At 64.3% G+C, this 14630-nt stretch carries 10 protein-coding genes and 4 tRNA genes; all 14 read left to right on the top strand.

Going from position 1 to position 14630, the window contains the following annotated elements:
• The first annotated feature begins 23 nt into the window (after positions 1-23).
• The 14 genes from ACQKIE_RS12970 (at position 24) to rpoC (ending at position 14587) form a co-directional block, all read left to right on the top strand.
• Positions 24-509, top strand: coding sequence for an acyl-CoA thioesterase (locus tag ACQKIE_RS12970; protein ID WP_427459683.1), 486 nt, complete (start codon positions 24-26; stop codon positions 507-509).
• Between the two features lie 118 nt (positions 510-627).
• Positions 628-713: transfer RNA gene (locus tag ACQKIE_RS12965), tRNA-Tyr, on the top strand.
• Between the two features lie 17 nt (positions 714-730).
• Positions 731-804, top strand: a tRNA-Gly gene (locus ACQKIE_RS12960).
• A gap of 26 nt (positions 805-830) precedes the next feature.
• Positions 831-906, top strand: a tRNA-Thr gene (locus ACQKIE_RS12955).
• A gap of 64 nt (positions 907-970) precedes the next feature.
• Positions 971-2161: an elongation factor Tu gene (gene tuf, locus ACQKIE_RS12950; protein WP_427459681.1), complete on the top strand. Its 1191-nt coding sequence runs from the start codon at positions 971-973 to the stop codon at positions 2159-2161.
• 94 nt (positions 2162-2255) lie between these two features.
• Positions 2256-2331: transfer RNA gene (locus ACQKIE_RS12945), tRNA-Trp, on the top strand.
• Positions 2332-2344: 13 nt separating this feature from the next.
• On the top strand, positions 2345-2740 hold the full coding sequence (secE, locus tag ACQKIE_RS12940) for a preprotein translocase subunit SecE (RefSeq protein WP_427459679.1): 396 nt from the start codon (positions 2345-2347) through the stop codon (positions 2738-2740).
• A gap of 8 nt (positions 2741-2748) precedes the next feature.
• On the top strand, positions 2749-3309 hold the full coding sequence (gene nusG, locus ACQKIE_RS12935) for a transcription termination/antitermination protein NusG (protein ID WP_427459677.1): 561 nt from the start codon (positions 2749-2751) through the stop codon (positions 3307-3309).
• A gap of 204 nt (positions 3310-3513) precedes the next feature.
• Positions 3514-3942 (top strand): 50S ribosomal protein L11, encoded by a 429-nt coding sequence (rplK, locus tag ACQKIE_RS12930; RefSeq protein WP_045829444.1) that lies wholly within the window; start codon positions 3514-3516, stop codon positions 3940-3942.
• Positions 3943-3945: 3 nt separating this feature from the next.
• Positions 3946-4653, top strand: a complete 708-nt coding sequence (gene rplA, locus ACQKIE_RS12925) for a 50S ribosomal protein L1 (protein WP_427459675.1) — start codon at positions 3946-3948, stop codon at positions 4651-4653.
• Between the two features lie 342 nt (positions 4654-4995).
• Complete coding sequence (rplJ, locus tag ACQKIE_RS12920; RefSeq protein ID WP_427459673.1) at positions 4996-5520, top strand: 50S ribosomal protein L10; 525 nt, start codon at positions 4996-4998, stop codon at positions 5518-5520.
• A 51-nt stretch (positions 5521-5571) separates the two neighbouring features.
• Positions 5572-5946 carry a 50S ribosomal protein L7/L12 gene (gene rplL, locus ACQKIE_RS12915; protein ID WP_427459671.1) on the top strand — a complete coding sequence of 125 codons (375 nt, stop codon included), beginning with the start codon at positions 5572-5574 and terminating at the stop codon, positions 5944-5946.
• Between the two features lie 234 nt (positions 5947-6180).
• Positions 6181-10350, top strand: coding sequence for a DNA-directed RNA polymerase subunit beta (gene rpoB / locus ACQKIE_RS12910; protein WP_427459669.1), 4170 nt, complete (start codon positions 6181-6183; stop codon positions 10348-10350).
• A gap of 25 nt (positions 10351-10375) precedes the next feature.
• On the top strand, positions 10376-14587 hold the full coding sequence (gene rpoC / locus ACQKIE_RS12905) for a DNA-directed RNA polymerase subunit beta' (RefSeq protein ID WP_427459667.1): 4212 nt from the start codon (positions 10376-10378) through the stop codon (positions 14585-14587).
• Positions 14588-14630: the final 43 nt, after the last annotated feature.

Genomic DNA, 14630 nt, shown 5'->3' with positions numbered 1-14630 from the left:
ACTTTCTCCAGAAAGGTCACGCCATGCCCGGCACCCAGCGCGAGGTCGAATTCCGTTTCCTGGCCCAGCCCACCGACGTGAACTTCGGCGGCAAGGTCCACGGCGGCATGGCCATGAAGTGGCTTGATCAGGCAGGTTACGCCTGCGCCGTCGGCTGGAGTGGCGCCTATTGCGTCACCGCATCGGTGAGCGGCATCCAGTTCCTGGCGCCGATCCTCATCGGCGACCTGGTGACCGTCCGCGCCCGTCTGATCCATACCGGCACATCGAGCATGCACCTGGCCGTGGACGTCCTCGCCCGGGAGCTCCGCAGCGGCGAACAGCGCCTCGCCACCAGCTGCGTCATGGTCTTCGTGGCCCTGGACAAGCCCGATGGGGGCAAGCCCACGCCGGTGCCGCCGTGGAAGCCGGTGGAAGAGAAGGACCTTCGCCTCCAGGAATACGCGATGAAGCTCATGGAGATGTCGCGCGCGATGGAGCCGCTGGTGCTCGCGACGCGGGACGCCTGAAATCGGACTGTGGGAGCCGCTATAGCGGCGAGAGGCCCGCGGAGCGATGAAGCGGCAAACTTTGTGCAGAAGTTATTGACAGTCCCCCGGACGCTCGCGACAATAGGCGTTCTTTGTTGGAGGAATACCCAAGCGGCCAACGGGGGCAGACTGTAAATCTGCTGGCTTACGCCTTCGGTGGTTCGAATCCACCTTCCTCCACCAGACGAGTTCCGCGCAGTGCGGGAGTAGTTCAATGGTAGAACTTCAGCCTTCCAAGCTGATTGTGCGGGTTCGATTCCCGTCTCCCGCTCCATTGTTTCTACGCGCGTTGCGTCACGTGCTCATGTAGCTCAGTCGGTAGAGCACTTCCTTGGTAAGGAAGAGGTCGCTGGTTCGATTCCAGTCATGAGCACCATCTTCGTCGTCCGCGGCGGTTCCTTTTTTTACTATCTCATTGGCTCCAGCGGAGTTTAGCGCTCATGGCAAAGGGTAAGTTCGAACGTAAGAAGCCGCACGTCAACGTCGGCACCATCGGTCACGTCGATCACGGCAAGACCACGCTCACGGCTGCCCTGACGAAGATCGGCGCCGAGCGTTTCGGCGGCGAGTTCAAGGACTACGGTTCGATCGACGCGGCGCCGGAAGAGAAGGCGCGCGGTATCACGATCTCGACCGCACACGTGGAATACGAATCGCCGAACCGTCACTACGGTCACGTCGATTGCCCGGGCCACGCGGACTATGTGAAGAACATGATCACCGGTGCCGCCCAGATGGACGGTGCGATCCTGGTGTGCTCGGCCGCTGACGGCCCGATGCCGCAGACGCGCGAGCACATCCTGCTCTCGCGCCAGGTCGGCGTGCCGTACATCGTGGTGTTCCTGAACAAGGCCGACATGGTCGACGACGCCGAGCTCCTGGAGCTCGTCGAGATGGAAGTGCGCGAGCTGCTGTCGAAGTACGAGTTCCCGGGCGACGACACCCCGATCGTGCACGGTTCGGCGCGTCTGGCGCTGGACGGCGACCAGTCGGAAATCGGCGTGCCCTCGATCATCAAGCTGGTCGACGCGCTCGACAGCTGGATCCCGGAGCCGCAGCGTGACATCGACAAGCCGTTCCTGCTGCCGGTGGAAGACGTGTTCTCGATCTCCGGTCGCGGCACGGTGCTGACCGGTCGTGTCGAGCGCGGCATCGTCAAGGTGGGCGACGCGGCGGAAGTCGTGGGCCTGCGCGACACCCAGACCACCACGGTCACGGGCGTGGAGATGTTCCGCAAGCTGCTCGACCAGGGTCAGGCTGGCGACAACGTCGGCGTGCTGGTCCGCGGTCTGAAGCGTGAAGACGTCGAGCGTGGCCAGGTGCTGGCCAAGCCGGGTTCGGTCACGCCGCACACCGAGTTCGAGGGTGAGGTGTACATCCTGTCCAAGGACGAGGGTGGCCGTCACACGCCGTTCTTCAGCAACTATCGTCCGCAGTTCTACTTCCGTACCACGGACGTGACCGGTTCGATCAAGCTGCCGGAAGGCACCGAGATGGTGATGCCGGGCGACAACGTGAAGATCAGCGTCACGCTGGGCTTCCCGATCGCGATGGACGAAGGCCTGCGTTTCGCCATCCGCGAAGGTGGCCGCACCGTCGGCGCCGGCGTGGTCGCGAAGATCATCAAGTAAGAAAGAACGACGCCGGTCCTTCGGGGCTGGCAGCCGGTCGCGGGGCGGGCAGGTCATCGACCGCCCGCCCTCGCGGTTCCACTGTTTCACTTGTACGCCAGTAGCTCAATTGGCAGAGCAGCGGTCTCCAAAACCGCAGGTTGGGGGTTCGAGTCCCTCCTGGCGTGCCACTCCCGAGTGCGCATGAATACGAAGGCACAAGAAGCCAAGGGTATGGGCCCGGCCGATCTCGGCAAGCTGGCGCTTGCGCTGGTCGTGCTCGTCGCCGGCATCGTCGGTTTCTACTATTTCAGCGACAACCCGAGCGTGCCGTCGTTTGCGCGGGTTGCTGGCGTTATCGTCGCCGTGGCGGCGGCGCTGGCCATCTCGGCCTTCACGGTCCCGGGTCGCAAGCTGCGTGGCTTCGTCGCCGAGTCGCAGTTCGAAATGCGCAAGGTCGTCTGGCCGAGCCGCGACGAAACACTGAAGACCACCGGTGTCATCCTGGTGGTTGTCGTCATTCTTTCGCTGCTGATGGGCCTCATCGACTGGTTGTTGAAGTCGATCGTGCTCGATTGGCTGCTTAAGCTCGGACATTGAGGTAAGGCATGAGCAAGCGCTGGTACGTGGTTCACGCCTATTCGGGGTTCGAGCAGCAGGTTCGTAAGGCCCTGGAAGAGCGCGTCAAGCGCGAGGGCATGGAAGAGAAGTTCGGTGAAATCCTGGTTCCGACCGAGGAAGTCATCGAGATGCGCGGCGGCCAGAAGCGTCGCAGCGAGCGCAAGTTCTTCCCCGGTTACGTCCTGGTCCAGATCGAGACCGATACGAGCGGCAAGACCCCTCGCATCGACGACGAGTGCTGGCACCTGGTCAAGGAAACCCCGAAGGTCATGGGCTTCATCGGCGGCACCGCCGACCGTCCCCACCCGATCCGCGACACCGAGGCCGATGCCATCCTGAGCCGCGTGCGCGAAGGTGTGGAAAAGCCGCGGCCGAAGGTCCTCTTCGAGCCCGGCGAGATGGTCCGCGTCACCGAAGGTCCCTTCAACGACTTCAACGGCGTCGTCGAGGAAGTCAATTACGAAAAGAGCCGCCTGCGCGTCGCGGTCCTCATTTTCGGTCGTTCTACCCCGGTCGAGCTCGAGTTCGGCCAGGTGGAGAAGGCCTGACGAAGGCCTCTGGCTGGCCTCGGCCAGCCCTCCGGCACGACGTTTGCATACGCCGTGTGAGGAGCCTATAATGCCCGGTTCACGCTGGAGTCTTGTGCTCCGGCGTGTCCGTGTTTCAGGGGTTCGCAGGCGCGGGCCTACCACCCTCCAGGGACGGTCTACAGCGAGGAGCCGCAAGGCGCCAGCACTCGCGAGGAAAGCTACATGGCAAAGAAAGTCATTGGTTACATCAAGTTGCAGGTGAAGGCCGGTCAGGCCAACCCGTCGCCGCCGGTCGGTCCGGCGCTCGGTCAGCGCGGCCTCAACATCATGGAGTTCTGCAAGGCGTTCAATGCCGCCACGCAGAAGCTCGAGCCGGGTCTCCCGATCCCGGTCGTGATCACGGCCTACTCGGACCGTACCTTCACCTTCATCACGAAGACCCCGCCGGCCTCGATCCTCCTCAAGAAGATCACGGGCGTGGCCAAGGGCTCGCAGAAGCCGAACACCGACAAGGTGGGCAAGGTCACCCGCGCCCAGCTCGAGGAAATCGCGAAGCAGAAGGAGCCGGATCTCACGGCTGCCGATCTGGATGCCGCCGTGCGTACGATCGCCGGCAGCGCGCGTTCCATGGGCCTGGTAGTGGAGGGTTAAGACATGGCAAAGCTCACGAAGCGTATGAAGGCCGCGACGGCCGCCGTGCAGCCCGGCAAGACCTATGGTCTCGACGAGGCGCTGAAGATCGTCAAGGACAACGCCAAGGCGAAGTTCGCCGAGTCGGTGGACGTCTCCGTCCGCCTCGGCATCGACGCGAAGAAGTCGGACCAGGGTGTTCGCGGTTCCTCGCTGCTGCCGCACGGCACCGGCAAGACCGTTCGCGTCGCCGTGTTCGTTCCCCCGGGTGAGAAGGCCGATGCGGCCCTCGCGGCCGGTGCGGACGCCGTCGGCATGGACGACCTCGCCGAGAAGATGCAGGCGGGCGACCTCAACTACGGTCGCGTCATCGCCACGCCGGACGCCATGCGCGTCGTCGGTAAGCTCGGCCAGGTGCTCGGTCCCCGCGGCCTGATGCCGAACCCGAAGGATGGCTCGGTCACGGCCGACGTCGCCACGGCGGTCAAGAACGCCAAGGCCGGCCAGGTCAAGTTCCGTAACGACAAGGGCGGCATCATCCACGCCACCATCGGCAAGGCGAGCTTCGAAGCCGCCCAGCTGGCGGACAACCTCAATGCGCTGATCGCTGATCTGCTGAAGGCCAAGCCTTCCGCGGCGAAGGGTCAGTACATCCAGAAGGTGTCGCTGTCGAGCACCATGGGCGTGGGCGTGCCGGTCGATACCTCGACCGTGAACACCTCGACCAAGTAAGTGTTACGACCCTCGCCGGCACGGCCGGCGCGGGCACGTTTTTGAGGGCAGCCCTGGTTTAGTTATCGGGGCAGCCGTCAAAGACCGTAGGCGCGAAAAGCGCGCGACGACGACGGGCAGGGAGCTCGTGTTGGCAAGGAAACGCCGTCGTCGGCAGCGGGTTCGCTTAATCGGAGGCCTGCATGGCTCCAGCCTGCGTAGATGGTGCAGCCCCTTCTGGTATTCGTTTCGAATCTGGAAAGGCCACCACCCGGGATGCGCGCATCCCCGACGTCAGGACGATGTCGCCCAGGACCGCAAGCGGCAGGAGTCGTGAGCGGAGTTCACAGAGAGGAGTGCAATGTGGCCCTTAACCTGTCCCAGAAGCAAGAAGTAGTCGCCGAGCTGGCAGAAGTCGCCGCGAAGGCTCACTCCTTGGTCGCCGCGGAATACGCGGGCACCACGGTTACCCAGATGACCGCGATGCGCAAGAAGGCTCGTGAGTCGGGTGTGTTCCTGAAAGTCGTCAAGAACACCCTCGCCGCACGTGCCGTGGCCGGTACCGAATTCGAGGTCGTCCAAGACGCCCTGGTCGGTCCGCTGCTCTATGCGTTCTCGACCGAGGAACCGGGCGCCGCTGGCCGCCTGATCAAGGAATTCGCGAAGACCAACGACAAGCTCAAGCCGAAGGTCGTCTCCATCGAGGGCAAGCTGTTCGATGCCGCGCACGTCGACGTGCTCGCATCGCTGCCGACCCGCGAAGAGGCCCTGGCCATGCTGGCCCGCGTGCTGGCCGAGCCGGTCACGATGTTCGCTCGCGCCATCAAGGCCGTTGCGGACAAGCAGGGCGGTGGCGACGTCGCCGCCGAAGCCCCGGCCGAAGCCTGATCTGCGCCTCGACTTTTTCATTCGAAACCCCATTTCAGAAGGTAAGAAACAATGTCCACCCTGACCACCGAACAGATCGTTGAAGCCATCAAGGCCAAGTCCCTGACGGAAATCATGGAACTGGTGAAGTCGATCGAAGACACCTTCGGCGTGTCGGCTGCCGCTCCGGTTGCCGTCGCCGCTGCCGGCGGCGCTGCCGCTCCGGCCGCCGAAGCGCAGACCGAGTTCGACGTGATCCTGAAGTCGGCCGGCGACAAGAAGGTCGACGTGATCAAGGCCGTCCGCGCCATCACCGGCCTGGGCCTGAAGGAAGCCAAGGACCTCACCGAGGCCGGTGGCGTCGTGAAGGAAGCGGCTTCGAAGGAAGATGCCGAGAAGTTCAAGAAGGACCTCGAAGCTGCCGGCGCCACGGTCGAACTCAAGTAATCGGCGCCTTGCGCGCCGGTTGTTCGACATAGCGTCAAGCGAGCCTGGGGGCGTAAGCCCCCGGGCTTTGGCCGTTCCATAGGCCATGTTCCATCGTTCCATGCTCCGTTCCGTCGGAAATGGGACATCGGGAGTCGAGGGCAGCGTCTTGTCCTGCGGTACGAATCCCGATCTCCGATTTTCGATTTACCCGTTCTTTGATCGACCCATTACCGAACCGAGGCGGTACCCACCATGACCTACTCGTTTACCGAGAAGAAGCGCATCCGTAAGGACTTCGGCAAGCGGCCCCCCGTGCTGGGCGTGCCCAACCTGCTGACGATCCAGACCGACTCGTACAAGGAATTCCTGCAGGAGCAGGTGAACCCCAAGGCGCGCGAGGACAAGGGCCTGCACGCCGCCCTGAAGTCGGTGTTCCCGATTTCCAGCTACTCGGGCAACGCTGCCCTCGAATACGTGGACTACCGGCTCGGCGAGCCGGCGTTCGACGAGCGCGAGTGCCGCAACCGCGGCATGACGTTCGGCGCGCCGCTGCGCACGACTGTCCGCCTGGTCATCTACGACAAGGACAGCCCGGCCTCCAAGAAGGCCGTGAAGTACGTGAAGGAGCAGGAGGTCTACATGGGCGAGATCCCGCTCATGACCGAGACCGGCACCTTCATCATCAACGGCACCGAGCGCGTCATCGTCTCGCAGCTGCACCGTTCCCCGGGCGTGTTCTTCGACCACGACCGCGGCAAGACGCACAGCTCGGGCAAGCTGCTGTTCTCGGCCCGTGTCATTCCGTATCGCGGTTCGTGGCTCGACTTCGAGTTCGATCCGAAGGACGCGCTGTTTACGCGTATCGATCGTCGCCGCAAGCTGCCGGTGACGGTGCTGCTGCGCGCGCTCGGCTACACGAACGAAGAGATGCTGAGCATCTTCTTCGAGCACAACGTGTTCCACCTGGGCAAGAAGGGCGCCGTCACGCTCGGCCTCGTCGCCGAGCGCCTGCGCGGTGAAACCCTCTCGTTCGATCTCATGATCGACGGCAAGGTGCTGGTCGAAGCCGGCAAGCGCATCACGGCGCGCCACGTCCGCCAGCTCGCCAACGAGAAGATCGCCACGCTCGAAGTGCCGGACGACTACCCGGTCGGCCGCATCGTCGCGATCGACATGGTCGACAAGGACACCGGCGAGATCATCGCCGCGGCCAACGACGAGCTCACCCTCGAGCACCTCGAGCGCTTCCGCAAGGCGGGCATCGAAACGGTGCCGACGCTCTACGTGAACGACCTCGACCGCGGTGCGTACATCTCGAACACGCTGCGCATCGACAACACGCGCACGCAGCTCGAGGCCCTGGTCGAAATCTACCGGATGATGCGTCCGGGCGAGCCGCCGACCAAGGACGCCGCGCAGAACCTGTTCTTCAACCTGTTCTTCACCTTCGACCGTTACGACCTCTCGGCCGTCGGCCGCATGAAGTTCAACCGTCGTGTCGGCCGCAAGGACGTCATCGGCCCGGGCGTGCTGTACGACCACAAGTACTTCGCCGAGCGCAAGGAAGAGGAATCCCAGCGTCTGGTCGCCGAGCAGGGCGAGACGTCGGACATCCTCGACGTGCTGCGCGTGCTCATCGACATCCGCAACGGTACCGGCACGGTCGACGATATCGATCACCTGGGTAACCGCCGCGTGCGTTCGGTCGGCGAAATGGCGGAGAACACCTTCCGCATCGGTCTCGTCCGCGTCGAGCGCGCGGTTCGCGAGCGCCTGTCGCTGGCCGAATCCGAGGGCCTGACCCCGCAGGAACTGATCAACGCCAAGCCCGTTGCGGCGGCGGTGAAGGAGTTCTTCGGGTCGTCGCAGCTTTCGCAGTTCATGGACCAGAACAACCCGCTGTCCGAAGTGACCCACAAGCGCCGCGTATCGGCGCTCGGACCAGGCGGCCTGACCCGCGAGCGTGCCGGCTTCGAAGTCCGCGACGTGCACCCGACTCACTACGGTCGCGTCTGCACCATCGAGACGCCGGAAGGCCCGAACATCGGCCTGATCAACTCGCTGGCCGTGTACGCCCGCACCAATGCCTACGGCTTCCTCGAGACGCCGTACCGCAAGGTCGAGAACGGCAAGGTCACCGACAAGGTCGATTACCTCTCCGCGATCGAAGAGGGCGACCACGTCATCGCGCAGGCGAACTCGCCGCTCACGAAGGAAGGCAAGTTCATCGAGGACTTCGTGTCCTGCCGCTTCCGTGGCGAATCGGAGCTGCGTCCGTCGGCCGAGATCAACTACATGGACGTCTCGCCGATGCAGACCGTGTCGGTCGCGGCGGCGCTCGTGCCGTTCCTCGAGCACGACGACGCCAACCGCGCGCTGATGGGCGCGAACATGCAGCGCCAGGCCGTTCCGACCCTGCGCAGCCAGAAGCCGCTCGTCGGCACCGGCATCGAGCGCGCCGTGGCGCGTGACTCGGGCGTGACCGTGTCTGCCCGTCGCGGCGGCGTGATCGACCAGGTCGACGCGGCCCGTATCGTCGTGCGCGTCAACGAAGCCGAAGTGGGCGACGACGACGCCGGCGTCGATATCTACACGCTGACCAAGTACACGCGCTCCAACCAGAACACCAACCTCAACCAGCGTCCGCTGGTGAACGTGGGTGACGTGGTGGCGGTGGGCGACACGCTGGCGGACGGTTCCTCGACCGACCTCGGCGAGCTCGCGCTCGGCCAGAACATGCTCGTCGCGTTCATGCCGTGGAACGGCTACAACTTCGAAGACTCGATCCTGATCTCCGAGCGCGTGGTCCAGGAAGACCGCTACACCTCGATCCACATCGAGGAACTGACCTGCATCGCTCGCGACACCAAGCTCGGTGCCGAGGAAATCACGGCGGACATCCCGAACGTGGGCGAGCAGGCGCTCGCGCGCCTCGACGAGTCCGGCATCGTGTACATCGGTGCGGAAGTGAAGGCCGGCGATATCCTGGTCGGCAAGGTCACGCCCAAGGGCGAAAGCCAGCTGACCCCGGAAGAGAAGCTGCTCCGCGCGATCTTCGGCGAGAAGGCCTCGGACGTGAAGGACAGCTCGCTGCGCGTGCCCCCGGGCATGGACGGCAACGTCATCGACGTGCAGGTCTTCACCCGCGACGGGATCGAGAAGGACAAGCGTGCCAAGCAGATCGAAGAGACCGAACTGAAGCGGATCCGCAAGGATCTCGACGACCAGTACCGCATCCTCGAGGGCGCGATCTACGCCCGCATGCGCTCGCAGCTGGTCGGCAAGACGGCGATGAGCGGCCCGGCCGGCCTGAAGCGTGGTGCGACCATCGACGACGCTTACCTGGACGGCCTGAAGAAGGACGACTGGTTCAAGATCAACGTCAAGGAAGAGGAAGTCTCCGAGTTCCTCGAGCGCGCGGCCGATCAGGTCAAGCGCCACAAGGAGAACTTCGACAAGCGCTTCAAGGAGAAGCAGGGCAAGATCACCCAGGGCGACGACCTCGCGCCGGGCGTGCTCAAGATGGTCAAGGTCTACCTGGCCGTCAAGCGCCGTATCCAGCCGGGCGACAAGATGGCCGGCCGTCACGGCAACAAGGGTGTCGTGTCGATGATCGTGCCGGTCGAGGACATGCCGTTCTCCGCTGACGGTCGTCCGGTCGACATCGTGCTGAACCCGCTGGGCGTGCCTTCGCGTATGAACATCGGCCAGATCCTCGAGGTTCACCTCGGCTGGGCGGCGAAGGGTCTCGGCCACAAGATCGAGGCGATGATCCAGGCCAACGAGAAGCCCGCCAAGCTGCGCGAGTTCCTCGACGAGGTCTACAACCACGGCAATGCCGGTGCGGAAGGCGCGGTTCGCCACGTCGACCTCAAGTCGATGTCGGACCAGGAGATCATCGGCCTGGCCGCCAACCTCTGCGACGGCGTGCCGATGGCGACGCCGGTGTTCGACGGTGCCGAGGAGTCCGAGATCAAGCACATGCTGAAGCTCGCCGACCTGCCGGAATCCGGCCAGACGGTGCTCTTCGACGGCCGTACCGGCGAGGCGTTCGATCGTCCGGTCACTGTCGGCTACATGCACATGCTGAAGCTGAACCACCTCGTCGACGACAAGATGCACGCGCGCTCGACGGGTCCGTACTCGCTCGTCACCCAGCAGCCGCTGGGCGGCAAGGCGCAGTTCGGCGGCCAGCGCTTCGGCGAAATGGAAGTCTGGGCGCTCGAAGCCTACGGCGCGGCGTACACCCTGCAGGAAATGCTGACCGTCAAGTCGGACGACGTGCAGGGCCGCAACCAGATGTACAAGAACATTGTGGACGGCAACCACGAAATGGCCGCGGGCATGCCGGAATCCTTCAACGTACTCGTGAAGGAAATCCGCTCGCTCGGCATCGACATCGAACTCGAAGAGATCAAGTGATCGTCGCGGCTACCGGAGATTACGCATGAAAGACCTGCTCAATCTGTTCAACCAGCAGCGACAGACGCTGGATTTCGACGCGATCAAGATCGCTCTGGCCTCGCCGGAGCTGATCCGGTCGTGGTCGTACGGCGAAGTCAAAAAGCCGGAAACAATCAACTACCGCACGTTCAAGCCTGAGCGTGACGGCCTGTTCTGCGCGGCCATTTTCGGTCCCATCAAGGACTACGAATGCCTGTGCGGCAAGTACAAGCGCATGAAGCATCGCGGCGTCGTCTGCGAGAAGTGCGGCACCGAGGTCACGCTGGCCAAGGTCCGTCGCGAGCGCATGGGCCACATCGAGCTGGCCAGCCCGACCGCGCACATCTGGTTCCTGAAGTCGCTGCCCTCGCGCATCGGCCTCATGCTGGACATGACCCTGCGCGACATCGAGCGCATCCTGTACTTCGAAGCCTTCGTGGTGATCGATCCGGGCCTGACCGCGCTCGAGCGCGGCCAGCTGCTCAGCGAAGACCAGTACCTGGAAGCCACCGAGGAGCACGGTGACGAGTTCGACGCCCGCATGGGTGCCGAGGCCGTCTACGAGCTGCTGAAGAGCCTCGACCTGCCGGGCGAAGTCATCCGCCTGAAGGAAGAGATCTCGTCGACGAATTCCGAGACCAAGCTGAAGCGCCTCACCAAGCGCGTGAAGCTGATCGAGGCGTTCCTCGAGTCGGGCAACAAGCCGGAATGGATGGTCATGACCGTCCTGCCGGTGCTGCCGCCCGACCTGCGTCCGCTTGTCCCGCTGGACGGCGGTCGCTTCGCGACCTCGGACCTCAACGACCTGTACCGCCGCGTCATCAACCGCAACAACCGCCTGAAGCGTCTGCTCGAGCTCGCCGCGCCCGACATCATCGTGCGTAACGAGAAGCGCATGCTGCAGGAGTCGGTCGATGCGCTGCTCGACAACGGCCGTCGCGGTCGTGCCATCACCGGCACGAACAAGCGCGCGCTGAAGTCGCTTGCGGACATGATCAAGGGCAAGCAGGGCCGCTTCCGCCAGAACCTGCTCGGCAAGCGCGTCGACTACTCGGGCCGTTCGGTCATCGTGGTCGGCCCGACGCTGCGCCTGCACCAGTGCGGCCTCCCGAAGAAGATGGCGCTCGAGCTGTTCAAGCCCTTCATCTTCGCGAAGCTGCAGGCCCGTGGCGAAGCCACGACCATCAAGGCCGCGAAGAAGCTCGTCGAGCGCGAGGAAGCGCAGGTCTGGGATATCCTCGAGGACGTGATCCGCGAGCACCCGGTCATGCTCAACCGTGCGCCGACGCTGCACCGCCTGGGCATCCAGGCGTTCGAGCCGGTGCTCATCGAAGGCAAGGCGATCCAGCTGCATCCGCTCGTCTGCACGGCGTTCAACGCCGACTTCGACGGTGACCAGATGGCCGTGCACGTGCCGCTTTCGATCGAGGCGCAGCTCGAAGCCCGCGCCCTGATGATGTCGTCGAACAACATCCTGTCGCCGGCGAACGGCGAGCCGATCATCGTGCCGTCGCAGGACGTCGTGCTCGGCCTGTACTACATGACCCGCGAGCTGATCAACGCGAAGGGCGCCGGCATGGTGTTCGCGAACATCGGCGAAGTGCGTCGTGCGTACGACAACCGCGCCGTCGAGCTGCACGCCAAGGTGAAGGTGCGCGTGCGCAGCGTGGAGACGGTCGATGGCGAGCGCGTGGAGCGCCAGACCCTCGTCGACACGACGGTGGGTCGCGCGCTGCTGGCCGAGATCATCCCGGAAGGCCTGCCGTTCGCGCTGGTCAACACGGAGCTGACCAAGAAGAACATCTCGCGCCTGATCAACCAGAGCTACCGCCTGCTCGGCCTGAAGGAATCGGTCGTGTTCGCCGACAAGCTGATGTACACCGGCTTCCGTTTCGCGACGCGCGCCGGTATCTCCATCGGCATCGACGACATGAAGATCCCGGCGGAGAAGAAGGGCATCCTCGAGGAAGCCGAGAAGGAAGTCGTCGAGATCCAGGAGCAGTACCAGTCCGGTCTCGTCACGGCGGGTGAGCGCTACAACAAGGTCGTCGACATCTGGTCGCGCACCAACGAACTGGTCGCGAAGGCGATGATCGACGGCATCGGCACCGAGAAGGTGACCGACGCCGACGGCAACGTGGTCAACCAGAAGTCGATGAACTCGCTGTACATCATGGCCGACTCCGGCGCCCGCGGTAGCGCGGCGCAGATTCGCCAGCTGGCAGGCATGCGTGGCCTGATGGCTCGCCCGGACGGCTCGATCATCGAGACGCCCATCAAGGCGAACTTCCGCGAAGGCCTGAACGTCCTGCAGTACTTCAACTCGACCCACGGTGCTCGTAAGGGCCTCGCGGATACCGCGTTGAAGACCGCGAACTCCGGCTACCTGACCCGTCGTCTCGTCGACGTGGCGCAGGACGTCGTCATCACCGAGCACGATTGCGGCACGGAAGACGGCGTCCTGATGTCCCCGATCGTGGAAGGCGGTGACGTGGTCGAGCCGCTGCGCGAGCGCGTGCTCGGTCGCGTGGTGGTCGAGGACGTCTACGCTCCGGGCGACGACGACGAACCGATCGTGACCCGCGACACGCTGCTCGACGAGTACCTCGTCGACAAGCTCGACAAGGGCGGCGTGCAGCTGATCAAGGTCCGTTCGCCGATCACCTGCCGTGCCAGCCACGGCGTGTGCGCCCTTTGCTACGGCCGCGACCTGGCCCGTGGCCACCTCGTCAACATGGGCGAGGCGGTGGGCGTGGTTGCCGCGCAGTCCATCGGTGAGCCGGGTACCCAGCTGACGATGCGTACGTTCCACATCGGCGGCGCGGCGTCCCGTGCTGCCGCCGTGGATAACGTGACCGTCCGCACCACCGGCGCGCTGAAGTTCAACAACCTGAAGTCGGTCGAGCATTCGCAGGGTCACCTGGTTGCCGTCTCGCGTTCGGGCGAAGTAAGCGTCATCGATGCCAACGGTCGCGAGCGCGAGCGTTACAAGGTGCCTTACGGTGCGACGATCGCAGTGAAGGACGGCGACCCGGTCAAGGCCGGCCAGACCGTCGCGAACTGGGATCCGCATACCCACCCGATCGTCACGGAAGTGGCCGGTGTGGTCCGCTTCATCGACTTCATCGATGGCGTGACCGTGCAGTCGCAGACGGACGAACTGACCGGCCTCGAGTCGGCGGTGGTCACCGATCCGAAGCGTCGCGGCACGCAGGCCAAGGACCTGCGCCCGATCGTCCGCCTGGAAGACAGCAAGGGCCGTGAGCTCAAGCTGCCGGGTACCGACATCGCGGCCCAGTACTTCCTGCCGGCAGGCGCGATCGTGTCGATCCAGAACGGTGCCGAAGTGGGCGTGGGCGACGTGGTTGCCCGTATCCCGCAGGAAACCTCGAAGACCCGCGACATCACGGGTGGTCTGCCGCGCGTGGCCGACCTGTTCGAAGCCCGTAAGCCGAAGGAGCCGGCGATCCTCGCGGAGCGTTCGGGCATCGTCAGCTTCGGCAAGGACACCAAGGGCAAGCAGCGCCTGATCATCAAGGACGCGGACGGCAACGAGCACGAGGAGCTGATTCCGAAGTGGCGCCAGGTCATCGTGTTCGAAGGCGAGCACGTGGAGAAGGGCGAAACCGTCGTGGACGGCGAGCCGAATCCGCACGACATCCTGCGCCTGCTGGGTGTCGAGCCGCTGGCCTCGTACCTCGTGAAGGAGATCCAGGACGTCTATCGCCTGCAGGGCGTGAAGATCAACGACAAGCACATCGAAGCGATCATTCGCCAGATGCTCCGCAAGGTCGAGATCACCGACGCGGGCGACAGCACCTACCTGCGCGGTGAGCAGGTCGAGCGCGTCCGGATCAACGAGGAAAACGAGAGGGCCGTGGCCCGTGGCGAGCGTCCGACGGAGTTCGAGTCGGTCCTGCTGGGCATCACCAAGGCCTCGCTGGCCACCGAGTCGTTCATCTCGGCGGCGTCGTTCCAGGAGACCACCCGCGTCCTTACCGAGGCGGCGGTCCGTGGTACCCGCGACACGTTGCGAGGCCTGAAGGAAAATGTTATTGTTGGGCGGCTAATCCCTGCGGGCACGGGTCTGGCATACCACGCTTCGCGTCGTAGCCAGGGCGGCCTGACGGCCTCGGAGCTCGAAACCCTCTCGGGTTCGGCACCGGCCGTCACGTTCGAAGAGGCTCCCGCCGGGTCCAACGATAGCGCCGAGTAAGGCCCGTACGCGGGTTTTGCTCGTACATACGAAATGAGGCGCA

Source organism: Luteibacter sp. NPDC031894, from assembly GCF_050273135.1.
GTDB lineage: Bacteria > Pseudomonadota > Gammaproteobacteria > Xanthomonadales > Rhodanobacteraceae > Luteibacter.
Note: the sequence above shows the minus strand (reverse complement) of the source record. Positions and strands in the feature narration are given on the sequence as shown.

What these genes read in the sequence shown, in the direction of transcription:
- ACQKIE_RS12970 (WP_427459683.1), top strand. Translation starts at nt 24, where the DNA reads ATGCCCGGCACCCAGCGCGAGGTCGAATTCCGTTTCCTGGCCCAGCCC.
- tuf (WP_427459681.1), top strand. Translation starts at nt 971, where the DNA reads ATGGCAAAGGGTAAGTTCGAACGTAAGAAGCCGCACGTCAACGTCGGC.
- secE (WP_427459679.1), top strand. Translation starts at nt 2,345, where the DNA reads ATGAATACGAAGGCACAAGAAGCCAAGGGTATGGGCCCGGCCGATCTC.
- nusG (WP_427459677.1), top strand. Translation starts at nt 2,749, where the DNA reads ATGAGCAAGCGCTGGTACGTGGTTCACGCCTATTCGGGGTTCGAGCAG.
- rplK (WP_045829444.1), top strand. Translation starts at nt 3,514, where the DNA reads ATGGCAAAGAAAGTCATTGGTTACATCAAGTTGCAGGTGAAGGCCGGT.
- rplA (WP_427459675.1), top strand. Translation starts at nt 3,946, where the DNA reads ATGGCAAAGCTCACGAAGCGTATGAAGGCCGCGACGGCCGCCGTGCAG.
- rplL (WP_427459671.1), top strand. Translation starts at nt 5,572, where the DNA reads ATGTCCACCCTGACCACCGAACAGATCGTTGAAGCCATCAAGGCCAAG.
- rpoB (WP_427459669.1), top strand. Translation starts at nt 6,181, where the DNA reads ATGACCTACTCGTTTACCGAGAAGAAGCGCATCCGTAAGGACTTCGGC.
- rpoC (WP_427459667.1), top strand. Translation starts at nt 10,376, where the DNA reads ATGAAAGACCTGCTCAATCTGTTCAACCAGCAGCGACAGACGCTGGAT.